The organism is Halostella limicola, assembly GCF_003675875.1.
In the GTDB taxonomy this organism is placed as follows: domain Archaea; phylum Halobacteriota; class Halobacteria; order Halobacteriales; family Natronoarchaeaceae; genus Halostella; species Halostella limicola.
Genome location: NZ_RCDI01000001.1, coordinates 873,984 through 899,031, shown reverse-complemented (window position 1 = coordinate 899,031; position 25,048 = coordinate 873,984). Strand labels below are relative to the sequence as shown.

Below are 25,048 nucleotides of genomic sequence, written 5' to 3'. Positions count from 1 at the left end.
CGACGCGAGGGGCCGGCGAGGCAAAAGCGGGTCGAAGCTACCGAAGGTACCGGTACGCGAGCGCGCCGCCGACGAACGCGACGCCGACGTTGACGAGGAGGCCGGCGACGCCCACGGCGGCGGTCAGGAGCAGGTCCTCTGTCTCCGCCGCGGCCCGGCCGAGCTGCCAGGCGACGACGACGAGCAGCACGCCCAGCAGCGCAGTCGGGAACGCCATCACGAGGCCGCCGCCGGCGACGAGCGCGACGGCGACGTAGAGGGCGCCGAGGACGAGGTTCGCGCCGCCGGTGCGCGCGCCGAAGGCGTACTTGCCGGCGAGACCGCCGGAGCCGTGACACATCGGGATGCCGCCGAGCGGCACGGACGCGAGCGTCATCGCGCCCATGCTGAGCGAGAGGTCGTCCGGGGACACGTCGCGGTCGAACAGGTCGTCACAGAGCAGGGCGGTCGCGACGGCAGCGTTGCCGACGGTCATCGCGAGCTGCGCCACGGTCCCCTCGATCGCGGCCGGTGAGAGCGCCGGCGCGCCGCTCTCGAACGACACGAGGGCGGGGAGGGCGATCGACGGGACGCCCGCCTCGGCGACGGCCAGGCCGGCGCCGACCGCCAGCACGGCCAGGGCGCTCGCCCGCCGGCGGCCCGTGACCGCCACCGCGAGCGCGACGCCCGCTCCGACGCCCGCGAGCGGGAGGCTCGCGAGCCCGAGCGAGAGACCGGTCTCCAGCAACAGGAGCGCCACCGCGAACTGGACGCCGCGGATCACCGGCTGCCCGACGACCGCCGCGATCCGGTCGAGCGCGCCGGCGGCGCCGAGCGCGAGGAGCGCGACGCCCGCGAGCAGGCCCGCGGCGGCGAGTTCCCCGGCCGTGAGCGCGCCGGCGATCGCCAGGCCGGCGAGCGCCTTCATCGGCTCGACCGACAGCGGCAGGCCGTACGCGAGCCCCCAGACGACCTGAAAGGCGCCGAAGAGGACGAGGACGTGCGGAAGCGACACCTGCGTGGTCGCGCCCAGCGCGACGACGATGGGGAGGACCGTAACCGAATCCCCTAGCGCACCGGTCACTTCCCCCGCCGAGAACGACACCCGGTCGCGGACGGACCGCTCGGTGGTCGTCGCCATCGGACCAGTACACGGCGCGGAGTCACATTACCGTTTGGAGAAACTGAGATCGGCTCCGCGAACCCGTTCGGGTAACCCGTTACGGTTACTCCCGGTGGTCTCGCTCAGGTGCGCTCCTCGACGGTCCGAGCGACCGCCTCCCGGTCGTCCCCGTCGAGCGGTCGGAACGGACGCCGGGGACGGCCGGCCGGCTGGCCGCGCTCCCGCACGGCGGCCTTGACGGCCGGGATCCCGCGCTCGCCGAGGACGCTGTCGAGTTCGACCAGGTCGCGGTTTATCTCGCGGGCCGCCTCGTCGTCGCCATCGCGGTGCCGGCGGTAGATCTCGCTCGCGCGCTCCGGGGCGGCGTTGGCCACCGCCAGCACGCCGCCCGCCGCGCCCGCGTCGAGCCCCGGAGCGTAGACGCTCCCGTTGCCGACCAGCACGTCGAAGTCGTCCGGTACGCGGTCGAGCGTCCGCTGGAGGCGCGCGAGGTCGCCGCTGGAGTCCTTGATCCCAGCGACGTTGTCGTGGTCGGCGACGGCGCCGACGGTCTCGGGGTCGAGCGCCACGTCGGTGTACGGCGGGACGCTGTAGAGGTACACCGGCAGGGGGCTCTCGTCGGCCACGTCGCGGTAGTACTCCGCGAGGGCGTCCTGCCCGTAGTCGAAGTAGTGCGGGGTGACGACGAGGGCGGCGTCAGCCCCCGCCTCGGCCGCCCGTTCCGTGGCGTCGAGCGTGTCGGCGAGGCTCTCCTTGCCGGTGCCGGCGAGGACCGGGCCGTCCGCCGCCTCGGCGACGGCGGCGATCACCCGCTCGCGCTCGTCGTCGTCGAGCAGCGGCGCTTCGCTCGTCGAGCCGCAGGGGACGAGGAAGTCGATGCCCCGATCCTCGACCCACGCGGTCAGGCTCCGGAGCGCGTCCTCGTCGACGCTCCCCTCTTCGGTAAACGGTGTCACCAGTGGTACGCCGGTTCCGTCCATGGTCCGGCGAACGCGCGCGACCGGCATAGGCGTGGGTGAAGCGGAAAGCGAATCCGCCCGGTCACGCGTGCGTCTGACGGGTGTTTAAGTCGCCGGAGTGAACAGGATTCGGTGGGCGCGTCGCAACGGCCTCAGTTCCATCCTCCCGACCGCGCGCCCGGCACACCGCTCTCTCCCACCCGCAGCTTTTCGCGGGAAGCCGCCGATCTCAGGCCGGGAGCACCGACTGCCGCACGTCCTCGACGGTGTCCGTCTGGACGATGACGGCGATGCGGTCGTTCGCCTCGATCCGCGTCCCCGGCAGGGGGATCGTCAGCGACTCGTGCTCGCGTCCGTGTGCGTAGATCCGCGCGGTCGAGGGGAGGTCCACGTCGTTGACCCGGTCGCCGATGAGCGGCGACCCCTCGCGGAGGGTGAACACGCTGAGCTGGAGCTTCTCGGTGAGGTCGGAGACGACGTTGAAGTCCCCGCCCAGCAGCGCCGTCTTCGCGCCGGCGGCCCCGAGGCGTTCGGGGTAGATGATCTCGTCGACGTCGTCCGCGTACTTGTCGTAGATCTCCTCGCGGTAGTCCTCGTCGATGCGCATGACGGTCCGGCAGCCGTGGTGTTTGGCCACCATGCAGGCCGCGAAGTTCGCGTTGAGATCGCCCGTCAGGCCGCCGAGCGCGTCGACCGTCTTCAGGCCGGTCTGGTCGAGGACGTCCTCCTCGGAGGCGTCGCCCTCGATCGTCTCGAAGCCCTCGCTTCGCGCGCGGTCCGCTTTCTCGGGATCGTTGTCGACGACGACGACCTCGTGGCCTTCCTCGCGGAGGATGCGGGCGGTCCGGATGCCGACGCGGCCGTACCCGACGATGACGAACTTCATGCGGAGGCATACGAAACGGGGGATGAAAATAGTGTCTCCCGTTACCGGGTCGCGCATTCCCAGAGGCCGGTCCCGTTCTCGCGGGCGCGGTCCTCCGCCGCCGCGTACCGATCTCGGTCCGCGAACGTCGTGTCGTAGAGGCGCGCGTACCCCTCCTCGACGAGGCGCTCGTTGAACCGGCCGCCGTCGTAGTCCACGTACGCGAGCAGGCGGCCGTATCCGCCGCGACGGTCCGATTCGGGGTCTATCACCAGCGTCACCGACTCGCCGCCGAGTTCCGCCCGCGCGAACTCGCCGGCCCGGTGGCCCCAGTCGCGCAGGCACTCCCGGCCCGCCTCCGTGTCGGGGACGCCCTCGAACTCGCCGAGGTCGTTCTCGGCGTGGACCTCCGGCGTGTCGACGCCGAGGAGCCGCACCGTCTCGCGCGTCCCGTTCGGGTACTCGACCTCGACCGTGTCGCCGTCGACGACCCGGACGACGGTGACCTCGGTCCGCTCGGTGGTCCGCGGGCCGTCGTCGGAGACGACGCCGGCACACCCCGCGAGCGCGAGGATCAGCACGACGGCGAGGAGAACTCGGCGCACGGGCGACACCTGCGCCTGCGGTCACTTGATTCTGTAGGCTTCGGCGCGGCAGGTCGACCGGACACGTCCCGGCGGTGGCCGTTCCCCGCGTCCGGGCTCTGCCCGACTCCGCGCGCCACCCTGCATCCGACCCGTTCCGCCGCCGCGACGGTCGGTCGCTCGCCCGGTGACCGTTCATCCGGATTGAACGGTTCGAATTCGGATTAAATCGGAGTGAATCGGGGTTCAAACCGCCGAAATCCGGGGCCACGCTCTCGACGGTTCAAGTGGGTGTACCCCCCCAGTGGCGAGTGCAACATGCGCTTCAGCAAACTCGCGGCGCTCGGGTTCGCGGCGCTGCTGCTGACCACCGGGGTCGCGGCGGCCGCGCCCGGGAACGCCCCCGTCGACGCACAGGCATCCAACGACACCGCGGCAGACGCCGCAGGCAACGACTCCGCGGTGCAGGGGCCGCCCGCAGACGCGGGGAACGCGGACGACCGCGGACCGTCCGTCTCGCTCCCTGATCAGGTCCCCGACCACGTGAGCGAGATCCACGACGCGATCAACGGGTTCCTCGACGGGACCGTCGACAGCCTCGGCGACGCGGTGAGCGACCTGACGCCGAGCGACGAGGACGCCGACGAATCGGACGAAGAGACCGGCAACGCGACCGACGCTACGACCGAGTCCGACGGCGAGAGCGCGCAGTAAGGGACGAAATCCTCGCTTCGGCCCTCCCGCAGCTATCAGGCGATCGATTCGGTCCGCTTTTTTCGCCGTTCACGTCCCGTCGTCCCTTACTGCATCACCCGCCCGGGGGTACAGTTCCGCGATCTCGCCCGCCGAGGGGGCGCTCACGATCGTCACGGCGTCGTCTACGCGCTCGACGTAGTACGCGTCGGCGAAGGGCCCGTCCTCGACGACCCAGTGCCTGCCCTCGCTCGTCGCGCCGTGGTACCTGAGCAGCCGCTCGTACCCCTCGACGAACGTTCGGGCGCTGGCCTCGTCGTCCCACCGTATCCGCCAGACGTACCCGGTGTCGTCGCCGTTCTCGTAGGCGTACAGCAGGTCGTTCCCCCAGCCGTTCGAGTACTCAAGGTCGTAGTCGAGCGAGACGTTGTCCCCCGAGCGCTGGACGAACGCCGAGGGCTCGACCAGCGACCCGTTCCGGTCGTCGTACAGCGTGTACGCGAACATCGTCGCGAGGCCGCGCTCGCCGAGGGTCGCCGATTCGCCGCCGCCGCTCCGGCCCACCCGCCGCCACTCCGCGGCGCTCCGGTCGGGGAGGTCGAGCGGGCGCGGCCCCTCGACGTGGCGACCGTGGATGACCTGCTCCGTGCTCACCGGCGGGGTCTCGTACTGCGCGGTGACGCCGTCCCAGCCCTCGCGCTCACGCACCGATTCGACGTAGGACTGCCCCTCGGCGTACGGGAAGTACTCCAGCAGGTACAGCCCCATGTGGACGTCCGGCGGCGTCGCGTTCGTCGCCGCTCCCGCGTCGTCGTCGCGGGGTCGCAGGCAGTCCCACTCCGCCTCGCAGCGCCGGTCGTACCGGTCGTCGACGAGGTTCGCGTCGCCCTCGACGAGCGAGAGCACGGCCGCGACGGTGTCGTCGGTCGCCGCGAGCGGCGCCCGTATCTCGACGTCGTTCCCGTACCGGAACTGGTAGGCGTGGTACAGCTCCTGAGCCAGCGTTATCTCGTCGACCCGGGGCGTCTCGGCGTCGGAGACGAGCACGATCCGGTCCTCACGGACGTCATAGTAGCCGAGCACCGCCGACTCGGCGTTCCGCTGCGAGAGGTCCGCGGCGTCGGCCCCGTCGCCGACGAGAAACAGCGCCCGGTGTTTCACGTTCTCGAACGTGCGATCGGCGTCTTCCGGGGCGCTCCCGGGCGCGTTTCGCCGGTACTCCGCCCTGGAGACGACCGTGACGTTCACGTCCTCCTCGAACTCGATGTCGCGGACGACCTCGACGCGGGCCATCGACCGGGCGACGACGGCGTCGAGTTCGCTCTCGTTCAGCCCGTCATCGGGGTCGACCGAGAGCGAGGCGTTGTGCCAGTAGCCGTTCTCCCACCCCTGCACGTCCGGCTGCCCGTCCGAGCCGTTCGACACGTCGTCCGGCGGGGCGGCGGACCCCGTCGGGGCCGCGCAGCCGGCGAGGAGGACCAGACCGATCAGGGCGAGGAGGCGAAGCGAACGCATCGACGCGTGGTTAGGTCGCCGCGGAGAAAAATCACCGGGGCGGCGACAGGTCCCCGCGTCACCACTCGCGCTCGGTTCCCGAGCCCTCGTCGGACCCGGACTGGTCGGCTCCGTCGCTCCCGGCCGCGTCCGGCTCGTCGGAGACGGCGTTCCCGTCGGAGTCGATCTCGCGGATCGCGATCTCCGCCGCGTCCGGCAGTCCGCTCGACGACCGCCGCCGGCGCAGGCCGAGCGCCACGAGCGCGGCGCCGGTGATTACCTGCCCCGCTCCGCTCCCGCCGCGACGCCGCGCTCGGACGGCCCAGGCGAACAGCACTCCCCCAGCGATCAGCGGGACGGCCCCGGCCCGTGCGCGTCGCAGAGCGGACTTCAGCAGGGTCTCGTCGGCCGCGTCGAACGTCGCGCGCTGTTCGTCGTCCGGTTCGCCCGTCATTCTCTTGCGTGGCGTAGACATCTCTTTCTGCTCCCGTTCCCGTGCGTCGGTACGCGCTCGATCCGGTTGTACCTAGCCGTCCGCCGGGCGGCTCAGCCCGCGGCCGGCGGTACCCGATCCCTGACCCGCGGCGATCCAACTTTCATAGCCCTCTCCCTCTTACGGAGGGTATGGGCGACGATCGGCTGGACCGTGCGCTCGACACCGTGGTGACGGTCATCAAAGTGGCCTACGAGAAGGACGTCAGGTACCCCGCGGCGGCGATGGCGTACTACGCGTTCGTCTCGTTCGTCCCGGTGCTGTTGCTCGTGTTCGCGGTGGTCGGCGACCAGGTTCTCTCGGAGGTCGAAACCGCGATGCCGCAGTTCCTCACTATCGAGGCCCGCCGGCTGGTCTACGAGGCGACGACCACCGCATCCGGGCAGGCCGGCGGGTCGGTGCTCGCCGCGGGCGTTATCGCGTGGAGCGGGGCGAACGTCGCCACCGACTTCCAGACCGTCGTCGAGCGCGTCGAGGCGTCCGGCGAGAAGTCGCTCCGGGAGCAGCTACGCGACTCCGCCGTCGTCCTCGCGTCGCTCGGACTGGCCATCCTCGCGATACTGCTCACGAGCCTCCTCTTTACCCTGCCGCCCGAGGGCTCGTTCGCCGGGCTGGTCATCCTCTTTATCGCGCTCACGGTCGCCTTCCTCCCGCTGTACTACGTCCCCTCGACCGTGCTCCCCTCTCCCGAGGCGGCGCTCCCCGGCGCGATAACCGCCGCGTTCGGGTGGACGGTCATCCACACCGCCATCCTCTTCTACGCCGCGAACGCCGCCCAGTACGCGATCTACGGCGTTCTGAGCGGCATCATCATCATCCTCACGAGCCTCTACATCGCCGCGTCCATCCTCATGACCGGCGTCATCGTGAACGCGACGGTGGCCGACCGCGCCGACACCCGAGAGGTGTCGGACGTGCGGGAGATGTAGCGACCGGTCGCTCGCTGACGGTGTTCACGCCGCTGGTGGATCCGTATCGCTCGCCGAGCTGCGGAAATGACACTCTTCGAGTACTGTTCGCGAGAAGAGCCTAGGCCGGGATTTGAACCCGGGCTCTCGTCCTTACCAAGGACGCGCTTTACCGCTAAGCTACCCAGGCGCGTCGGGGTTTCGCCTTCGCGTCTTCTGATTGACGGTAACTCTCTTTAGGCGTTTCGATTCGCTACGGTCACCGGTCGGAGGCGGACTGAGTGACGCCGTCGGTGCCGCCGCCCTTCGTGGCGGTGGCGCCGATGCCCAGATCGCCGGGGGAGTCGGGGAGCACCGCGTCGGCCGGCGCGAACGGTCCGTCCTCGTCGACGAGCCCCGCCGCGGTGTCAAGCATCGCGGAGGAGGGGGCGACGCCGACGGCCGTCGTCCCGGTGATGACCGCGAGTTCGAGGACGTTGCGTTCGAGGGTGGCGTCGAGGGCGGCCGCGTCGGCGTCGGGGGCGCGGCGGCTGGTCTGGTCGCGGCCGAACGCCCGGACGGTCTCGACCGCCTTCTCGGCGGCGTCGGTCCGGGCGAGCAGGTAGAAGCCCCGGGAGACGAGCACGTCAGCCGCGAGGACGCCGAGGTTCGGTTCGGTGTGGTCGTCGAGGTCGACCCAGGGCTCGTCGTGGGCGAGGGTCCGGGTGAGGCGGAGCCCGTCGTAGATGAGCTGGACGCCGGCCGCGCGGTCGGCGACGCTGTCCAGGTCGACGCTCTCGTCGGCGGCCCGCGCCGAGAGCAGCGCGAGGGCCCCGGGCGCCATCGAGGCGTCCGCGATGAGGTCGTCGATGACGTCGCGGAGTCGATCGGGTTCGACGTCCCGCACCGCCTCGCGGGCGGCGCGCCGGCACGTGGCGGCCTCTTCCATTAGCGGCGACTAGCGGTGGGAGGGGCAAAGACCTTTGGAAACGCGCCCCCACCCCTCGACATGATCGAATCGACGGACGAGGGGCGGGTCCGGACGGTGACGCTCGCGCGACCCGACCGGAAGAACGCCCTCACACCGGCCGGGCTCGACGACCTCGCCGCGGCGGTCGCGGGGGCCGACGCGCCGGTCGTCTACCTCCGCGGAGCCGGCGACGCCTTCTGTGCCGGCGCCGACCTCGACGTGGTCGACGAGATGGTCCGCGAGGCCGCCGAGACGCTCGCGAGGCGCGGGCAGGAGACGGCGACCGCCATCGCAGAGGCCGACAGCGTCGTCGTCGCCGGCGTCGACGGCGCGGCCCGCGGCGGCGGCGTCGAACTGGCGCTCGCCTGCGACGTGCGAGCTGCGACCCCCGCAGCGACGTTCGGCGAACCGGGCGTCACCTTCGGCCTGTTCGGCGCGTGGGGCGGCACGGTCCGCCTCCCGCGGGTCGTCGGCGAGGGGGAGGCGATGGACTTCGCGCTGTCGGGCCGGGTGATCGACGCCGACGAGGCACGCCGGATCGGCCTCGTCTCGCGGGTGGTCGCGGACCCGCGGGAGGTCGCCGAGGAGATAGCGGCGAACGACGAAGCCGCCCTGTCAGTCCTCAAGGAGCGCCTGCGCGACGACGCCGACCGGGCGATCCGCGAGGAGCGGGAGGTCGCGGCGTTCGCGGACCTCGCGGCCGACCGCCGGAGTCGCAAGGATTAGATACGCGGTGGCCCCGATGCGTAACCATGGAACAGTGCGACCACTGCGGGCAGTCGTTCGACGAGGAGGAGGCGTACCTCCGCCACCTCCGGGAGGAGCACGCGGGCGACCTGTCCCGGATCGAACAGCGCCGGGTCGACGGCCTCGACGACGGGTCCGAGGGCGTCCCCACGGCCGCCGTCTACGGCGCGACGATCGTCGGGATACTGCTCGCCGCGGCGGTCGCGTACGTCTTCTTCGTGGGCGGCGGGAGCGGCGCGGACGGCGACGTCAAGGTCGAGCCCCACTCGTCCGGGAGCGTCCACTACCACGGGACGATGAACGTGACCATCGACGGGCAGACGCTCGACTTCAGCAGGGACCGGTACCAGATGCAAGACCGGCAGTTCTTCCACTACGAGGCCGGCGACGGGAGCCAGTGGCACGTCCACGGGCAGGACGTCACGCTGGAGTACGCGCTCCACACGCTCGACATCCAGGTGACCGAGGACTCCGTGACGTTCGAGGGCACCACCTACAGCGACGACGACGAGGGGACGACGGTCACCATCGAAGTGAACGGCGAACCGGTGAATCCGCGCGACTACGTCCTGCAGGAGGGCGACGAGGTCCGCGTGATCGTCACGACGGAGTAGGCGACCACCGCTCGGTAGCGTCGACGATCACGGCACCTCGGGCGCGGGCGGCATCGACCGCTTGTGCGCGCTCCGCTCGTACAGGCTCCGTACGCGCTCGACGGTCTCCCCGTCGACGTCCAGCGTCCGCCGGGTCGCCGCCGCCGACAGCGGCCCCTCGACGTGCAGCGCGAGCACGGCGTCTAACGTGTCGTAGTCGACGCCCATCTCGTCCTCGTCGGTCTGGTCCGCCCACAGCTCCGCGGTGGCGGGTTTCGTGACGATCCCCTCGGGGACGCCGACCGCGCTCGCCAGCTGGCGCACCTGCTGCTTGTAGAGGTTGCCGATGGGGTGGCAGTCGACCGCGCCGTCGCCGTACTTCGTGAAGTAGCCCGTCAGCGCCTCGCTCTTGTTCCCCGTCCCCAGCACCACCCGGTTCTCGTGGTTGGCGACGAGGTAGTTCAGCACTCCCCTGACCCGCGCACGGCTGTTGCCGACAGCCGTCGCGTCGCCCTCCGCGTCGGGGTAGGCGTCGAGCAGGGTGTCGACGATGGGGTCGATCTCGATCACGTCGTACTCGATGTCCAGGTCCTCCGCCACCCGCTCGGCGTCGCTCATGTTGTCCTCGCTGCTGACCGTCGCCGGAAGAACGAGCCCGTACAGCGACTCCCTCCCCAGCGCCTCGACGGCGAGGGTGGCCGTGAGCGAACTGTCGACGCCGCCCGACAGCCCGAGCACCGCGCCGTCCGCGCCCGCCGCGTCGACCGTGTCCGCGATAAACGAGGTGATGTTCTCGCGACGCGCCTCCAGTTCCGACTCCGAGAAGCGGAGATCGATCATCGGTCACTCGTTGGGAGCGAGGTGACTAATAGCCACTCGTCGGGCGCGAGAACTGAACGAACGACCACTCGCGGGAGCGTGAGACCGAAGCGCTACGTTGAAGTGCGACGATAGGGAAGGGGGAAGTGAGCGCCGGTGTGGAGACGGACGGCGTCCGTCGATGCACGGCGTGAGTGAGCAGAGCGAACGAGCGCCGGTGGTCTAGTGGTAGGACATGAGCTTCCCAAGCTCATAGCCCGGGTTCAATTCCCGGCCGGCGCATCGTCCTGCGAGGTGTCCGATTTCGCCTGGAGCGGTACATTTAGTCCACTCGTCAGGGTTTCCGCAAGATATTACGTTTCCAGGGACTTGATGATCCCCTCGATCATATCCCAGTTTTCCTCCACTCGCTGTGTGAGGAGATAAACGGCGCCGTAGTCGTGGCCACTATCTTTCACAATGTTGTTTTCCTGAAGCACATCAAGATGGTGCTTGACTGTTTTATAATCCAGATTCACCTCTTCTGCGATCTGGTTGGTATTCCGTGGCTGTTGGTCGAGGACCTGAAGAATTTTCGTACGAGTCTCTCCACCCCGAGTTCCAATCAACAGGTACCAGATCGCCATTTGGTTGAAATCAGAATTATCGTCGGAGATGCCCTGCGAAATAGGACTTCTGGACATCACGTCTGCCCCATCGTTAGATCAGATACCACGAGCGAGTTGTTGAAGCCTCTCTCCTCTAATTTTGGAAGGAGAAGATGGGCTGTCTGTAAAAGACGTTCCTCCCTGTCGGTGTCGGCGTCCAGATTCCTACCAGAGACTCTTGGGACGTCTTCTGGATCGGGTTCCAGCAGATGTACTGACAACCGACGCCGTTGCGAATTAGCAAGTACATCAGATCCCACGTCAATGTTCAGCATGGTACAGTTTAGCGAGAGAGACGGTAAACCTACCACGCCAAAAAGGGATGGTCAGTGTGAGGATATGAGTAAACGAAAGCGCATCAGTCGTATGGTGTCGTCAGAGAGAATAGAACCACGCGAATCCGAGCGGTAGCGAGGATTCGCAACGGGTTCGATTCCCAGCCGACGCACTTTCTGCCGAGAACTGACGATCAGCCCCGCAGCTACCCGTTGCCCGCGTTCGATCTCACCCCTCGAAGCACCGCTCGACAGCACCGTTCTCGACGATCTCCACGAGTTCCGCCGTCGCCGCCTCGTCGAACCGCAGGGGCCGCCGCCACCAGGGGCCTTTGCCGGAGTCCGCCGAGAGGCCCGTCACGACGCGGTTCGCGTCGGCGCCCGCCGAGCGCGACGACAGCGGGATCGCCCGGTCGAGCAGGCGCGACTCGTCGGGGTCGCCGGACAGCAGCACCGCGGCGTCGACCGTCTCGCGCTTGACGTGAGCGTTGTTGGCGAACCGTTCGCGCTCGGCGGGATCGAGCACCGCGTAGTCGGTGACGGGGTTGCGGTCGAGACGGAAGACGCCGATGACGTACGCGCCCCACTCCGGGGCCATCCACGCCGGCGGGTCGCCGGCGGTCGACAGCGTCGCGTAGAAGTAGACGTAGTCGCCGGCCGCGAGCTCCGAGAGCGGGCCGGCCTTGACGGCGTGCTCGTCGCCGTACGTGTAGGCGTCGCAGTGGGGGTACTCGGCGAACTCCGGGTCGAGGTGGACGGGCGCGTCGACCGCGTCGGCGGGGACGTCCGTCTCCAGGTCGAGGTCGGCGTACGTCGGCGGCGCGACGGCGGTGGGCTCGCGCTCCGGGATGGGCACGTACTCGAAGCTACCGTCGGGGTAGACCGGCGCGCGGACCCCCGGGAGCGTCGTGTTCGCGCCGACGTTGATGGCGACGCTTCTGGGCATGCCGGCAGCTACGCGCCGGGGCGTGAAAAGGCGAGCGTCACACGCCGAGGCGCTCGACGCAGTTGTGACAGAAGGTGTACGCGCTCTCGGAGTCGTTCACCGTCCCGCAGTGAGGGCAGCGTCGCCCGTCTTCGTCGTCGTCGTGCGCCCGTCGGACGAACTCGCGGCGCTCGGAGTTGCGGTCCGCGTTGTCGGCCGCGAGGGGGTTCCCAGACGGGTAGTCGCCGCCGTTCTCCCCCGAGAGCGAGGGGTGCGTGGAACTCTCACCGTCCTCTCCCCGGAGGTAGTAGTAGTAGATAGCGAGATGGAGCAGGGCGAACGAGACGACGTAGACGAGAGCCCATTGCGGGATGTCCACACGTGACACTATGTGCTGAATCCACTTGTGCTTTCGCAGGGGGACCGTCAGAGTTAGGCGGCCCCCTGCCATCTCGCCTGACATGGATCGACGGACGCGCGTGGTCGCGCTTTCGGCGGTCGTGCTCGTCCTCGCGGGCCTGTTCGGACTGCAGGCCGCCCTCGCGGACACGGACGGCGACCCGAGCGCGACCGTCACGTCCCCCGGCGAGCAGTATCCGGGGAACACGCTCATCAGCACGCAGAGCTACGGCGACGACTACGACGGGAAGGTGATGGAGGTGACGCCCGAGGGCGAGCGCCTCTGGACCTACGACCCGCCGAACTCCCGCGTGTTCGACTCGGAGATGCTCGACAACGGAAACCTCCTCGTCTCGGTCGCCACCAAGGTGCCGCCCGAGGACTGCCCCGAGGAGCAACTCCGCGTCGACGACGACGAGTGCGTGCACAACCGCGTGATCGAGATCGACGGCGACACGCTCGACGACGGCGAGAAGGAGGTCGTCTGGAACCACTCGTGGTACGACGAGTTCGTCAGCCACCACGAGGTCCACGACGCCGACCGACTGGAGAGCGGCGAGACGGCGATAATCGACATGGGCGAGGACCGCGCGTTCACCGTCGCGCGCAACGGGACGATAACCTGGCAGTGGAACGCCACGGAACATCTGGGCGAGGGCTCCGAGTTCCGGGAGGAGTACGGCGGCCCCGAACGGGAGGGGCCGGAGAGCGACTGGACCCACATGAACGACATCGATCGGCTGGACGACGGCAACTTCCAGCTCTCGATCCGCAACTTCGACGCCGTGATCGAAGTGGACCCCGAGACGAACGAGGTCGTCGGCGTGGTCGGCGAGCCGGGGGACCACGAGACGCTGTACGAGCAGCACAACCCGCGCCGGCTGGAGGAGTGGGGCACGGTGCTGGTCGCCGACAGCGAGAACGACCGCGTCGTCGAGTACCGCGTCGACAACGAGTCGAAGGTGTGGGAGTACGGCGGGAGCGACCTGCTTCACTGGCCCCGCGACGCCGACCGCCTGCCCAACGGGAACACGCTGATCGTCGACACGTTCAACAACCGCGTGATCGAGGTCAACAGCGCCGGCCAGGTCGTCTGGGAGTACGGCGGCCTCGCGATGCCGTACGCCGCCGACCGCCTCTCGGTTCCCGAAGAGGACGGCGCGACCGTGCCGGGATGGCACCTCCAGAGCCGGTCGGCGAATCAGTCGACGGGTCAGGAAGCCGCGACGCAAATGGAAGCGTGGGCGCGGTTCGTCCTCCCGAACTGGATCGAACTCCCACATCTGCTGACGCTGGCGACGGGCGCGCTGGCGTCGCTCGCGATCGTCGTGGACTTCGCCGTGCTCGGCGTCCGGACGGGGATCAGGCGGTTCAAAGAGTAGCCGTCGGCCGGCGGCGGATCACAGCGATTCGCCGAGGGCCCGCGCTTTTTCGCCTTCCATCTCCTTCTCGCGTTGCTTCTCGCGCTCGGACCGGTCGTCGTCCCGGTCCTGCGGGTACTCGTCGCTGCGGTCCGGCGACCCGTTCCGACGCATCGCCCAACCAACGGTGACGGCGGCAACAGCGAACGCCGCGAGACCGGAGGACAGATACGCGTTTCCGCCGACGACGATCGCTGCGAGACCGAGAAGCACACACCCCGACGCTACTTTCCCGTACCCGTTGAGATCGGAGGGCCGAAACCTGATCACGGCCTGTGATAGGCGGCTCCCGGGTATAATACTTCCTCCCAATAAGCGGAATCTACTGCTCGTTCGGCGGCGAGAGATCCCGTTCGAACTCGTCGAAGACCTCCAGGTCGTCGTCGAGTTCGTACTCGATGCGGCGCTCCTCCTGGCGGTTCTCGTTGGCCTGCTCTATCGGCGTGGCGACATCCTCCCACCCCGGTTTGATCTTCACGCTCTTGGCGGGCATCCCGACCGCGATGTGGTGGGCGGGCACGTCGTGCTGGACGACGCCGCGCGCACCGACGATGGCGTTTCGCCCGACCTTGTTGCCGGCCCGGACCATCGAGTCGTACGTGACGCGGGCGTCGTCCTCGATGATCGTGTGGTAGTTCTTCACCGCGGTCTGGTCGACGACGTCGTGGTCGTGGCTGTACACGTGCGCGCCGTCGCTGATGGAGACGCGGTCGCCGATGGTGAGGCGCCCGCGGTCGTCGAGGTGGACGTCGTCGTGGACGACGACGTTGTCGCCGATCTCGATGTTGTGGCCGTAGGTGAACGTGATCCCCTTGAAGAACCGGCAGCCGTCGCCGCACTCGTCGAAGAGGTGGTCGGCAAGCATCCGCCGGAAGCGGAGCGCGAACTCGATGTTGTCCGCCATCGGCGTCGCGTCGAACTGTCGCCAGAGCCACTGGAGGTGCTTCGATCGCTCGAACTTCTCCTCGTCCTTCTCGGCGTAGTACTCCGATTCGAGCGTCGCGTTACAGGGGTCGTACCCCTGCAGCCGTACGCGCTCGGCGTTCGAGACCGGCTTCCCCGACTGCCAGCGCTCGTGCGCCTCCCGGTCCCCGTAGAGGTCGGCCAGCACGTCCTGCACGACCGAACAGGTGTCCTCGTCGCTCGACAGGCGGTCGTCGACCTCCTCGATGAACGCCGTGACCCCCTCGTCGGCCTCCGCGGGGAGCGAGACGCGTCGCTTCGTCATTGACGACACGTTTCGCGTGCGGCGTTCATATGGATTCGGTTGTGTGTATCCCCCGCCAGAGGGCGGCTCTCTGCAGCGATAGTCGATGAAAATATAGATCCGTAACTTAGATATACGAATTCTTTCACTAGAGCGTATGGAATTCACGCGACGCTCCGCGCTCGGCGCGGCGGGGATCGCACTCGCCGGCACCGCCGGCTGCACCGAAACCGTCCTCGGCGTCATCAGCGGTGAGTCGTTCGACACGGTGACCATCAGTATCGACTCGACCGGCACCTGGACCGGCACCGCCGAGTTCGACGACGGAACCACGACGAACACGGTCCCGAGGTTCAACGGGATACAGGACGCCGAACTCGTCATCCCGGACGACCTGCAGAGCGGCGACGAGGTCGACTCCGTCGAACCGCCGATCTCGGTCAGCGTCTCGCCGAGGGACGACGGGACCACCGAGGAGACCCCGCTGACGGTGACCGTCGAGGGCGACGGCGAGGAGCTCGGCTCCGCAACCGCGACGAGCCCGGACGAAACCGCGACCGTCGAATACGATCCCTGAGACGGCCAATTCAGCCGCCGATCCGGGGTGACACGCATCGCTGCGACCGCGTCGCCGCTTCCGGTACCGGAGTCGCTCATCGACAGCAGGCAGTATAAGTAGATCCTACACCAAGACCCGCGCATGCAACACCGCGAACTCGGGGACTCGGGCGTCGAGGTCAGCGAAGTCGGCTTCGGCGCGTGGGTCGTCGGCACGGACTGGTGGGGCGACCGATCCGAGGAGCAGGCCGTCGAGATGCTCCAGCACGCCGTCGACCGCGGGATCACGTTCTTCGACACGGGCGACGTGTACGGCCACGGCGACAGCGAGGAGCTCGTCGGCCGCGCCCTCGCGGAGCACCGCGACGAGGTGACGGTGAGCACGAAGGTCGGATACGACTTCTACAACAACCCGCAGGCCGGCCACGGCGAACTTCCGAAGCGGATGGACGGCGAGTGGATCCACACCGCCGTCGAGCGCAGCCTCGACCGCCTCGACATGGACTACGTCGACGTGCTTATGCTCCACAACGCCAACGTCGACGAGGTGGACGAGGACGTGCTCGAAGCGCTCGACGAGCTCCGCGAGGCCGGCACCGTCGACGCCATCGGGTGGGCGCTCGGCCCCTCGATCGGCTGGCTCGCCGAGGGCGACCGCGCTATCGAGGAGGAGTTCGACGCCGTGCAGGTCGTGTTCAACGTCCTCGAACAGATGCCGGGCCAGCACTTCCTCGACACCATCGAGGAACTCGACGCCGACACCAGCCTGATCCCGCGCGTCCCGCACTCCTCCGGCCTGCTGAACGAGCAGGTCACCCCCGACACCGAACTCGGCGAGGGCGACCACCGCGCCTACCGCCCCGACGAGTGGTACGAGACGGGATGGGAGAAAGTCGACGCGCTCCGCTTCCTGGAGCGGGACGGCGAGCGCACCATGGGACAGGCGGCCATCCAGTGGCTCCTCGGCCATGACGCCGTCGCCTCCGTCACGCCCACCTTCCGCACCGCCGAAGACGTCGACGAGTGGGCGGCCGCCCCCGACACGCCGGCCCTCAGCGACGAGGAGATGGCCCGCGTCGCCGACCTTCACGAGGACAACTTCGGCGTCGACCGCGACGACGGCATGGACAGCCTCCGGTCGTCGGTCGACGGCGAGGACATCGAGTCGGCGGGGATAGAGAAGGTGAGCGCGGGAGATTAACCGGACGAGCGTTTCATCGTGAGTCCGTGATCTCGCGCGCTTTTTTGCCGGGGATTGATCGGCCGAGCGTCTCGTCGCGAGGCCGCGATCCGCGGCACTTCTGTGCGGGAGATTGATCGGCCGAGCGCCTCGTCGCGAACCCCCTCGTTTCCGATCGAAACCCCTCGACTGAGCCGTGACCGACCGGACTATTTTCACTTCCGCCCCGCGCTTCGCGGCGGGCCAACGGTTAACCCCACTGTCGTGGTACGTCGGAGCATGGCCGAGGACACCGTCAGGGTCACGGCGACGCTGGAGATCGACGTCGACGAGGACGAACTGGAACTGTCCGGCGAGGGCGGCGACGCCGCGACGGCCGAACTGTCGGCCCCGGGCGTCGAGGGGCTCCTGCGGGCGGTCACCGACGTGGTGGAAGCCGAGCGCGGCGACGCCGAACTCGACGCCCGAGACGATGCCGAGAGCGACGAGGCCCCGCCGAGCAGGCCGGGCGAGCCGCCGACGGAGATAGACGAGGCGGTCGAGACCGCCGACATGGCCGAGCACGTCGAGCCCGCGGAGACGGGCGAGTCGGTCAGCGAGGCGGAGATCGCGGAGGCGCTCCCGGACGACCCGCTGGGCGACGAGCAGCCGACCTTCGAGGACTCGAAGGCGCGCTTCCAGCTGTTCCGCGACAGGGCGGGCGACTGGCGCTGGCGGCTCCGCCACGACAACGGCAACATCATCGCCGACAGCGGCGAGGGCTACTCCTCGAAGCAGAAGGCCGAGCAGGGCCTCCAGAGCGTGAAGGCGAACGCGCCCGGCGCGGCGGTCGAACTCGACCCCGGCAAGGAGTAGGACCTGGAGCGCGGCGTGAAGCCGTGCGCCGAGCGCCGCGCAACCCGGGGAAGGGCAGGCTATCGTCAAGCGATGCACCCGCGAGCGAGTGGGCAAAGCGAACGAGCGAGCGGTCCGAGGAGCGACCGCCGCAGCGCCTCGGCGCTGCGACGGGAGTAGCGAGGCGGCAAAGCCGCCTCGGACCGTGCAAGCGGGCCGGCGGCCCGCGGGCAGACGACGCAGCGATTTTGGTCGAGCTTTTGCCGAGTTTCGCGAGCGTGTCCGCCTACGGCGGACCGCTCGTCACCGTGCAGCGTAGAAGGTCGCGTTACGCGAGGAACACGTGCCGCGGTCGGTCCGCGAGGACGTCGCGACCCCAGTCGACGGTGTCGGCGAAGGCGTCGCTGCGGAAGAAGTCCATGCAGTCCTCCTTCGAGTCCCAGCGGCTGGCGATGAACATGTCGTTCTCGTCCTCGCGGTTCGCGTAGAGATGCGTCGCGCGGTGGCCGTCCATGTCCGCGAGCACGTCGCCGACGGCGCCGAACTTCTCGACGAAGTCGTCGCGGTGTTCGGGCTTGACGGTGTAGAACATCCCCATCGTGCCGAACCCGGAGGTGCCATCGTCGCCTGCCTGTCGGACGATCCCGGGCAGGTCCGAGAGGAAGTCGCTGGCGGTGTCGGCGGCGTCGGCGGTGTCCCAGATGGAGACGACGGCCGCCTCAGCGCCGTCGGCGGCGTAGACGGCGGTCTTGACGTGGGTGTCGTAGCGGTCGAAGCCGTCCCGGAGGTCCTCGACCTCGCCGTGCAGGTCGTCGGGGTCGGCCTCGGTGTACAGCACCAGCGCGTACACGTCCTCGCCGCGGGGCTGGCCGGCGTAGATGTCGAGGTCGTCCAGTTCGTCGCGGATGGCGTCGGCGCCGTCGTCCGCGCCGCCGGACTGGGTCGTCGTCGCCCCGTCGCCGTCGAGCGGCCCCGCCGTGGTCTCGGTGACGCCCGGCAGGTCCTCGAGGAAGCCCCGGGCGGTGTCGGCGGCGCTCTCGGTCTCCCAGACGGAGACGACCGCGGTGCCGTCCCCGTCCTCGCGGACCTCGGTCAGGACGTGCGTGTCGTAGTGCTCGAAGTTGCCGCGGAGGCCGTCGACCTCCTCGCGGACCGTCTCGGCGTCGGCGTCCGAGCGGAGCACGAGACCGTGCGATCCCTCGGGCGCGTCGGCGTCGACGCCGAGCGCGTCGAGTTCGTCGCGGAGCTTCGACCCGGCGTCGCTCGCCGCCGACTCGTCGGCGCCGTCGTCCGTCGGCACTTTCTCGCCGGCGAGGAAGGCGTCGAGGTCCGCCGGCGGGAACCGCCGGCCGAAGTAGAACTGGCCGAACTCCGCGAACTTCGACGAGGAGGGGTCGAAGCGCATCTCGTACAGCAGGTCCTTGATGTCCGTCGGGTCGTCGGCGAACAGCGTGACGCCCCACTCCCAGTCGTCGAAGCCGACGCTGCCGGTGATGATCTGGTTCACCTTGCCGGCGTAGTCACGGCCGATGTCGCCGTGGTCGGCCATGTGCTCGGCGCGCTCGTCGAACGGCAGGTCGTACCAGTTGTACTCGGGGTCCCGGCGCTTGCTCATCGGGTAGAAGCTGACGTAGCCGTCCTCGGGAAGCCCCGGGTGGATGCGCGCCCGGATGTACTGCGCGAGACCGGAATCGTCGTCGACCTCCCCCTCGAAGTAGTCGCGGGCACGCTCGGTGTAGCCCGACGCCTCGGTGACCGAGACGTAGGAGCTCGACTGCTCGGTGAACCCGGCGAAGGCCGTCCCCTCGAACTCGCGTTCGAGCGCGTCGAGGTCGCTCATGGTCGGGCGCAGGTGGACGAACATGAGGTCGGCCTTGTGGCCGACGACGCTGAAGACGGCGGAGTCGCCGCGGTCCGCGTCGACGCCCTCGACGGCTTCGAGGTACTCGACGCCCTCCTCCAGGGCGCGCTCTCGCTCGCGGTCCGGGGCGGCACGCCAGGCGTCCCAGTCGATCGTCCGGAGGTCGTGGAGCACGTACCAGCCCTCTTCCGTCGGCGGGGGATCCCGTCGGTCCATGCGCGCTCGTTCGGACGGCCGGAGTAAGGACCTTACCGTTTCGCCGCGCCGCCGGGACCGATCGCGGGGACGTGTCGCGGCGCGAGAAGTAACAACGTTGATACCGGAGCCGTCGCAACCGTTGTCCGATGCCCTCCACGCCGCTCTTCATCGATCCGACGACCGGCGAGCTCGACTTCGACCGACTGGCGTACGAGGCGATACCGATCGCGAAGCTGATCGCGCTCGCCGGCGGGGTGGCGCTCGTCCCCCTCGGGATCGCCGCCCTGCTCGGGCGCTCGGTGTTCGCCGGGCTGTTCGCGGTCGCCGGGCAGTTCGTGCTGGCGGTGGGAAGCGCCCTCGTGCTCCTGTACGTCGTCCGTCGTGCGATCCAGCTCTCCGAGGACGGCAGGGGCGACGCCGCCGAGGCCGACGCGGACGCGTGACCGCTCCCGATCGCGACGGAGCGGGCGACCGAAACCCTTTCACGGTCACCACCGGAAGTCCCCGCCAATGCGGAAGAGCGGCCCGCCGAAAGGCCTGATCTCGTATCTCGTGCTCGAACTGCTGGACGAGAAGCCCCGGTACGGCTACGAGATCCTGAAGGAGATAGAGGAGATAAGCGGCGGCCACTGGGAGCCGTCGTACGGCTCCGTCTACCCCATCCTCTACAAGTTCGAGGAGAAGGGGTGGGCGGAGCGGATCGAACGCGAGGACGAACCGGACCGGAAGTACTTCGAGCTCACCGAGAGCGGTCGCGAGGAGCTGGCCGAGAAACGGGAGGAGAGCGCGGACAAGGCCAAGGACTTCGCGGACGTGATCCTCGGCTTCTACCACGTGTACGTCGGCTTCGCCACCGACGAGCGCTTCGACGTGCCGTCGCGGGCAGAGAGCTGGCGGTTCGACGAGGAGTTCAGCGCCTGGATCGTCGAGCAGATGGTCCGCCACCACGAGCACTACTTCGACGAGTTCGAGCGCATCGGGGAGACGCCCGAGGAGTTCAACTCGCGCCACGGCCTCGACGAGGAGTAGCGGGGCCGCGCGACGGCGGCGCACCGGGAGAGACCCGCTCTTACTACCCCGAGACGAGCTGCGGCCCGAACACCAGCAGGAGGAACGCGACGAACATCGTCAGGCCCACCGTCGTCGTCACGGTTCTGGTGAGCTCGTGCGTCGAGGAGATCGGAAGCCGCGAGACGACGGCCTCGGTCCCGGTTCTGAGGATGCGCCCGCCGTCGAGCGGGAACGCCGGGATGCAGTTGAAAAAGCCCAGCTGGACGTTGATCCAGCCGGTCCAGAACAGCACGTTCGCCAGCGTGAACACGCCGCCGCCGAGGACCGACAGCGGCCCCTGCACGACGAAGAAGTTCGTGATGTTGGGCGTGAACCCGGCGAACGGGAACGGGAAGCTCGGGAGCGCCAGCGACCCCAGCGGCAGGAACAGCGTGACGACGATCTTCCCGAAGAACGACCCGACGGGGCCGCCGAAGTTCGGGCCGTCGCCCTCACCGCCCAGGAGCGCGAGGTACTGCTGGGACGGGTACGTCCGGATCCCGAAGTCGCTGACCGAGGTGCCGGTCATCCCCTGCGCCTGGCGGGTGACCCCGATGAACCCGATATCCTCGGTCGGGTGCTCGCCGAGGGTGAAGTTGTACGTCTCGCGGCTCCCGTTCCGGTAGGCGACCATCGACACCTCGTCGCCGGGCGACGTGTCGTCGGCCCAGTCGTGGAGGTCCGACAGCGAGGCGATCCGCTGGTCGTTCATCCGGACGATCACGACGCCGTCGCCGGCCGACGCGTCGGTCCCGCTGAGCGGCCCGTCCTCGGCGACGTGGACGTACGCGCCGGCGGGGAACGTCGTCTCCCGGACCGAGTCGGAGCCGTTCGCCTGCACGGTCAGGCGCACGACCTCGCGCTCGGCGACGGCGTCCTCGAAGGCCCGCTCGGTGTACACCTCCGTCCCGTTGACCGCGCGGACCGTCTCGCCGCGCTGCAGGTCCGCCGGCCCGTCCGGCGTGACCGCGGTCACGAGCAGGGAGCGCTCGACGGTGCGGGTCTCCTCGCCGTTAATCTCGACGCTCACCTCGCGGTCGGAGGCGTTTTCGAGCACCGCGTCGAGGTCGCCGTTCGACTCGACCGGCTGACCGTCGACGGCGGTGATGCGGTCGCCGTTATCGATCTCCGCGGCGTCGGCCGGCGACCCCGGGAGGCTCGCGCCGACGGCCGCGCCCGACGCCACGCCGATTGAGCCGATGACGGGGCCGAAAAGCAGCGCGAACGCGAGTATCGTGACCGCGAAGTTGTTGGTGACGCCCGCCGCGAACATCCGGGTCCGGGCGCCGCGGTCGGCCTCGCGCTGGCTCTCCTCGTCGGGTTCGACGAACGCGCCGACCGGGATGATCGTGAAGAAGGCCAGCCCCATCGAGTCGATGTCGATGTCCTCGACGCGACAGAGCAGGCCGTGCCCGCCCTCGTGGACGACGAGGCCGACAAGCAGGCCGGCGACGATCTCCGGCGCGGCCGACAGCGGGAGGAAGTCGTTGACGCCGGGGATCACCAGGACGTTGCGGGGCTGGTTGACCGCCGTCGCCTCCGTCTGCTGGAGCGCGGCGAACGCGCCGAAAAGCAGGAACAGGAACGATCCGACCATCAGGACGACGGCGGTGCCGATGCCGAAGTTCGCCCACGCCCGCCAGAAGCGCTTCGGGGCGGAAAGGCGGTCCAGGAACGCCCGACCGCGCTTCGTGTGGAGGGTCATGATTGGGCCCTGCGTCCCGACGTACTCCGGGAGCCATCCCTGACGGCGAAGCAGCAGGACCGCGAACCAGTAGGCGATAATGCCGGCGAGCACCCACGTCAGCGTACTCATTGGTGCACCCTCGGGGCGGGCCGGTCAAATGGGTTTGGTTCCGTCCGTCGTCACCCCTCGCGCCGGAGCCGTTCCAGCACGAAGGTCCGGTCGAGCTTCGCGAGGAAGGGACCGAGCTTCGGGCCCTGTTCCTCGTCGAAGAACAGCCGGTAGCCGACCGAGAAGAAGTCCCCGACCGGGATGTCGTGGCGCTTCGCCGTCTCGTAGATCTCCCCCTGGATCGCCTCGGGGTCGTCCTCGCCCTCCACGAAGTTCGCGAGCTCGTCGAGCGCGGCCGCGGTGTCCTCGTCGAGGTCCACGTCGGGGATCGCCTGCCGCTTCAGCTCGTAGTTGAACTCGTTGTCCGTGCGCCGCGCCCAGTTGCGGGCGCGCTCGACGCGGGCGAGGGCGTCCTCCACGGCCCACCCCGGCGCGTCGTCCGGGATGTGGCCCTCTCGTCGGGCGATCTCCTCGCGCAGGTCCTCGTCGTCGGTCATGCCGAGGACGGCCGCGAAGGTGTACGGCAGGCGGATCCGGTCCTCGCGGATCTCGCCGACGGCGATGGGGTACGCGCGCTCCGCGAGCTCCCGCTCGCGCTCGTCGGCGTCCCCCTCGCCGAAGTACGTCGCCTCGAAGGCGTCGAACTCGTCGACCAGCTGGTCGAGGCGCTCGACGTCGAAGTCCCGGGCCTTGCTCGGGTCCTTCGTGAAGAAGTACCGGAGCACCTCCGGTTCGAGCAGCTCCAGCACGTCGGAGACGAGGATCACGTTCCCCTCAGAGGAGGAGAACGGCTCACCGTTCAGAGTGAACCACTCGTACACCATCGGCACCGGCGGCTCGAACTCGAAGACGTTGCGGGCGACGTCCTCGCCGCTCGGCCACGAGCCCTCGGCGTGGTCCTTGCCGAACGGCTCGAAGTCGACGCCGAGCACCTGCCACTGGGCGGGCCACTCGAAGCGCCACGGGAGCTTCCCCTCCCGGAACGATGCGGTGCCCTCGTGGCCGCAGCCCTCGATGGACCGGTCGCCGGCCTCCATGTCGGTGCACTCGTACTCGACAGTGCCGGACTCCACGTCGACCGCGGTCACCGTCTCGGTGATCTTCCCGCAGTTCTCGCAGACGGGGTTGAACGGGACGTAGTCCTCGCCGACCTTGTCCTGGTACGGCGCGAGCACCTCGCGGGCGGCGTCGCGGTGCTCCAGGACGTGCCGGACGGCGTCGTCGAAGTCGCCGGCCGCGTACATCTCGGTGTTCGAGACGACGTCGAGGGGCACGCCGAGCAGCTCCGCGCTCTCCGCGATGAGCGTCGAGAAGTGGTCGCCGTAGGAGTCACAGCAGCCGAAGGGGTCCGGGATGTCCGTGTACGGCTTGCCGAGGTTGCGCCCGAGCGCGCCCGCGTCGACGTCGCCCAGATCGACGAGGTTCCCGTCGAGGTCGGCGAGGGTCCGCGGGAGCTTCCGGAGCGGGTCGCGGTCGTCGGTGGTGAACACCTGTCGGACCTCGTGGCCGCGGTCCCGGAGCACCTCGGCGACGACGTAGCCGCGCATGATCTCGTTGACGTTGCCGAGGTGCGGGACGCCGGAGGGGGAGATGCCGCCCTTGATCACGACCGGCTCGTCCGGCTCTCGGGCCTCGACCGCGTCCGCAACCTCGTCGGCCCAGAAGGCGTGGCGCTGGTCGCCGTCCTGCAGGGTGTACGGGTCTCGCTCGTCGGTCATCCCTCTGCCCAGTAGGTCGGTTCGTCGCCCGCGCTCTCGGGCACGACGTCCGTCCCGTCGTGGTCGCCGTGCCGGACGGCGTCGGCGATCCGCTGCGGGTCGGTCCCGTCGAGGACGATGGTGCGCACGCCGGAGCGCTCGATGATCTTCGCGGCGAGCAGGTCGACCGGCGCGGAGCTGCCCGCGGTCATGTCCAGATCGGCGATCACGTCGACGAGTTCGCCGGCCGAGAGCCGGTCGAACCGCTGCGCGTCGGCGTCCTCGTTGGGGTCGGCGTTGAACACGCCGGGGACGCTCGTGGCGTAGACGAGCAGGTCGGCGTTGACGTACTCCGCGAGCGCCGCGCTGACGGCGTCGGTCGTCTGCGCCGGCGTGACGCCGCCCATGACGCAGACGTCACCGCGGCGCATCGCCTCGCCCGCCTGCTCGTAGTCCTCCGCGGGGGCGGGGACGGCGTTCTCGCCGAGCGCCGCGATGAGCAGGCGCGCGTTCAGACGCGTCACGTCGATGCCGATCTGGTCGAGTTCGATCTCGTTCGCGCCGAGGTCCCGCGCCGTCCCGATGTACTCGCGCGCGACGCCGCCGCCGCCGACGACCGCGCCGACCGAACAACCCTCGTCGGCGAGCGCCTCGATGACGGCGGCGTGCTCGCTGACCCGCTCGGACCCGAGGTCGGGCGCGAGCACGCTCCCGCCGATAGAAACGACCACTTTCATGCTACCGCCGAGTAACCCGGTCGCGCTCTTAAGGGTTGCCAACTCCCCGGCACTGTCG

Annotated in this window: 27 protein-coding genes and 2 tRNA genes; 11 read left to right on the top strand and 18 right to left on the bottom strand. The window is 69.2% G+C overall.

The features are described 5' to 3' along the window. Positions 1-37: 37 nt before the first annotated feature. From D8670_RS05515 to D8670_RS05500, 4 genes are all read right to left on the bottom strand, one after another. Entirely contained in the window at positions 38-1,120 is a 1,083-nt protein-coding gene (locus D8670_RS05515; protein ID WP_121817071.1) for a putative sulfate/molybdate transporter, read from the bottom strand. A 104-nt stretch (positions 1,121-1,224) separates the two neighbouring features. Next, complete coding sequence (locus D8670_RS05510; RefSeq protein ID WP_121817573.1) at positions 1,225-2,082, bottom strand: dihydrodipicolinate synthase family protein; 858 nt, start codon at positions 2,080-2,082, stop codon at positions 1,225-1,227. Positions 2,083-2,290: 208 nt separating this feature from the next. Further along, positions 2,291-2,947, bottom strand: coding sequence for a potassium channel family protein (locus D8670_RS05505; protein ID WP_121817070.1), 657 nt, complete (start codon positions 2,945-2,947; stop codon positions 2,291-2,293). Positions 2,948-2,988: 41 nt separating this feature from the next. Beyond that, the gene (locus D8670_RS05500; protein ID WP_121817069.1) at positions 2,989-3,531 is read right to left on the bottom strand and encodes a thermonuclease family protein; all 543 of its coding nucleotides are present in this window, start codon (positions 3,529-3,531) and stop codon (positions 2,989-2,991) included. 297 nt (positions 3,532-3,828) lie between these two features. Between D8670_RS05500 and D8670_RS05495 the strand changes: the two genes are divergently transcribed. Then, entirely contained in the window at positions 3,829-4,224 is a 396-nt protein-coding gene (locus tag D8670_RS05495; protein WP_121817068.1) for a hypothetical protein, read from the top strand. 69 nt (positions 4,225-4,293) lie between these two features. Here the strand turns inward: D8670_RS05495 and D8670_RS05490 are convergent, their stop codons facing one another. After that, a complete protein-coding gene (locus D8670_RS05490; protein ID WP_121817067.1) occupies positions 4,294-5,718 on the bottom strand; it encodes an Hvo_1808 family surface protein in 1,425 nt (474 codons plus the stop codon). 58 nt (positions 5,719-5,776) lie between these two features. Continuing rightward, positions 5,777-6,151 carry a hypothetical protein gene (locus D8670_RS05485; protein ID WP_121817066.1) on the bottom strand — a complete coding sequence of 125 codons (375 nt, stop codon included), beginning with the start codon at positions 6,149-6,151 and terminating at the stop codon, positions 5,777-5,779. A 170-nt stretch (positions 6,152-6,321) separates the two neighbouring features. Here D8670_RS05485 and D8670_RS05480 point away from each other — a divergent pair, with 170 nt between their 5' ends. Beyond that, a complete protein-coding gene (locus tag D8670_RS05480) occupies positions 6,322-7,119 on the top strand; it encodes a YihY/virulence factor BrkB family protein (protein ID WP_121817065.1) in 798 nt (265 codons plus the stop codon). Positions 7,120-7,216: 97 nt separating this feature from the next. Here the strand turns inward: D8670_RS05480 and D8670_RS05475 are convergent. Beyond that, a tRNA-Thr gene (locus tag D8670_RS05475) sits at positions 7,217-7,288 on the bottom strand. Positions 7,289-7,357: 69 nt separating this feature from the next. Next, positions 7,358-8,026 carry a DUF7114 family protein gene (locus tag D8670_RS05470; RefSeq protein WP_121817064.1) on the bottom strand — a complete coding sequence of 223 codons (669 nt, stop codon included), beginning with the start codon at positions 8,024-8,026 and terminating at the stop codon, positions 7,358-7,360. Positions 8,027-8,086: 60 nt separating this feature from the next. On the opposite strand from D8670_RS05470, the gene D8670_RS05465 reads away from it, so the two are divergent. Next, positions 8,087-8,773 (top strand): enoyl-CoA hydratase/isomerase family protein, encoded by a 687-nt coding sequence (locus D8670_RS05465; RefSeq protein WP_121817063.1) that lies wholly within the window; start codon positions 8,087-8,089, stop codon positions 8,771-8,773. A gap of 26 nt (positions 8,774-8,799) precedes the next feature. After that, the gene (locus D8670_RS05460; protein ID WP_121817062.1) at positions 8,800-9,408 is read left to right on the top strand and encodes a C2H2-type zinc finger protein; all 609 of its coding nucleotides are present in this window, start codon (positions 8,800-8,802) and stop codon (positions 9,406-9,408) included. Positions 9,409-9,435: 27 nt separating this feature from the next. On the opposite strand, the gene D8670_RS05455 is transcribed toward D8670_RS05460, so the two are convergent. After that, complete coding sequence (locus D8670_RS05455) at positions 9,436-10,227, bottom strand: NAD+ synthase (protein WP_121817061.1); 792 nt, start codon at positions 10,225-10,227, stop codon at positions 9,436-9,438. Between the two features lie 190 nt (positions 10,228-10,417). Here D8670_RS05455 and D8670_RS05450 point away from each other — a divergent pair. Then, positions 10,418-10,488, top strand: a tRNA-Gly gene (locus D8670_RS05450). 71 nt (positions 10,489-10,559) lie between these two features. On the opposite strand, the gene D8670_RS05445 is transcribed toward D8670_RS05450, so the two are convergent. From D8670_RS05445 to D8670_RS05435, 3 genes are all read right to left on the bottom strand, one after another. Beyond that, complete coding sequence (locus tag D8670_RS05445) at positions 10,560-10,889, bottom strand: ArsR/SmtB family transcription factor (RefSeq protein ID WP_375137267.1); 330 nt, start codon at positions 10,887-10,889, stop codon at positions 10,560-10,562. Positions 10,890-11,357: 468 nt separating this feature from the next. Beyond that, positions 11,358-12,074: an Nmad3 family putative nucleotide modification protein gene (locus D8670_RS05440; protein ID WP_121817060.1), complete on the bottom strand. Its 717-nt coding sequence runs from the start codon at positions 12,072-12,074 to the stop codon at positions 11,358-11,360. 37 nt (positions 12,075-12,111) lie between these two features. Further along, on the bottom strand, positions 12,112-12,432 hold the full coding sequence (locus D8670_RS05435; RefSeq protein ID WP_121817059.1) for a DUF7577 domain-containing protein: 321 nt from the start codon (positions 12,430-12,432) through the stop codon (positions 12,112-12,114). Positions 12,433-12,514: 82 nt separating this feature from the next. On the opposite strand from D8670_RS05435, the gene D8670_RS05430 reads away from it, so the two are divergent. After that, entirely contained in the window at positions 12,515-13,834 is a 1,320-nt protein-coding gene (locus D8670_RS05430; protein ID WP_121817058.1) for an aryl-sulfate sulfotransferase, read from the top strand. An 18-nt stretch (positions 13,835-13,852) separates the two neighbouring features. Here the strand turns inward: D8670_RS05430 and D8670_RS05425 are convergent, their stop codons facing one another. Beyond that, on the bottom strand, positions 13,853-14,086 hold the full coding sequence (locus D8670_RS05425; protein WP_121817057.1) for a hypothetical protein: 234 nt from the start codon (positions 14,084-14,086) through the stop codon (positions 13,853-13,855). A 109-nt stretch (positions 14,087-14,195) separates the two neighbouring features. Next, a complete protein-coding gene (locus D8670_RS05420) occupies positions 14,196-15,101 on the bottom strand; it encodes an acyltransferase (protein WP_121817056.1) in 906 nt (301 codons plus the stop codon). Between the two features lie 136 nt (positions 15,102-15,237). Here D8670_RS05420 and D8670_RS05415 point away from each other — a divergent pair, with 136 nt between their 5' ends. From D8670_RS05415 to D8670_RS05405, 3 genes are all read left to right on the top strand, one after another. Then, positions 15,238-15,657 (top strand): hypothetical protein, encoded by a 420-nt coding sequence (locus D8670_RS05415; RefSeq protein ID WP_121817055.1) that lies wholly within the window; start codon positions 15,238-15,240, stop codon positions 15,655-15,657. Between the two features lie 123 nt (positions 15,658-15,780). Then, positions 15,781-16,839 carry an aldo/keto reductase gene (locus D8670_RS05410; RefSeq protein WP_121817054.1) on the top strand — a complete coding sequence of 353 codons (1,059 nt, stop codon included), beginning with the start codon at positions 15,781-15,783 and terminating at the stop codon, positions 16,837-16,839. 258 nt (positions 16,840-17,097) lie between these two features. Further along, entirely contained in the window at positions 17,098-17,673 is a 576-nt protein-coding gene (locus D8670_RS05405; RefSeq protein ID WP_121817053.1) for an HVO_2922 family protein, read from the top strand. Positions 17,674-17,980: 307 nt separating this feature from the next. Here D8670_RS05405 and D8670_RS05400 read toward each other — a convergent pair whose 3' ends face one another. Beyond that, entirely contained in the window at positions 17,981-19,729 is a 1,749-nt protein-coding gene (locus D8670_RS05400; protein WP_121817052.1) for a heme-binding protein, read from the bottom strand. 128 nt (positions 19,730-19,857) lie between these two features. Between D8670_RS05400 and D8670_RS05395 the strand changes: the two genes are divergently transcribed. Both D8670_RS05395 and D8670_RS05390 read left to right on the top strand, forming a co-directional pair. Next, a complete protein-coding gene (locus D8670_RS05395; protein ID WP_121817051.1) occupies positions 19,858-20,154 on the top strand; it encodes a hypothetical protein in 297 nt (98 codons plus the stop codon). Between the two features lie 67 nt (positions 20,155-20,221). Continuing rightward, complete coding sequence (locus D8670_RS05390; RefSeq protein ID WP_121817050.1) at positions 20,222-20,740, top strand: PadR family transcriptional regulator; 519 nt, start codon at positions 20,222-20,224, stop codon at positions 20,738-20,740. Positions 20,741-20,783: 43 nt separating this feature from the next. Here D8670_RS05390 and D8670_RS05385 read toward each other — a convergent pair whose 3' ends face one another. The 3 genes from D8670_RS05385 to pyrH are packed head-to-tail and all read right to left on the bottom strand — an operon-like array spanning position 20,784 to position 24,990. Continuing rightward, on the bottom strand, positions 20,784-22,577 hold the full coding sequence (locus tag D8670_RS05385; protein WP_121817049.1) for a site-2 protease family protein: 1,794 nt from the start codon (positions 22,575-22,577) through the stop codon (positions 20,784-20,786). A gap of 50 nt (positions 22,578-22,627) precedes the next feature. Beyond that, complete coding sequence (gene lysS, locus D8670_RS05380; protein WP_121817048.1) at positions 22,628-24,274, bottom strand: lysine--tRNA ligase; 1,647 nt, start codon at positions 24,272-24,274, stop codon at positions 22,628-22,630. Continuing rightward, positions 24,271-24,990 (bottom strand): UMP kinase, encoded by a 720-nt coding sequence (pyrH, locus tag D8670_RS05375; protein ID WP_121817047.1) that lies wholly within the window; start codon positions 24,988-24,990, stop codon positions 24,271-24,273. The genes lysS and pyrH overlap by 4 nt, the downstream gene beginning before the upstream one ends. Positions 24,991-25,048 lie beyond the last annotated feature (58 nt).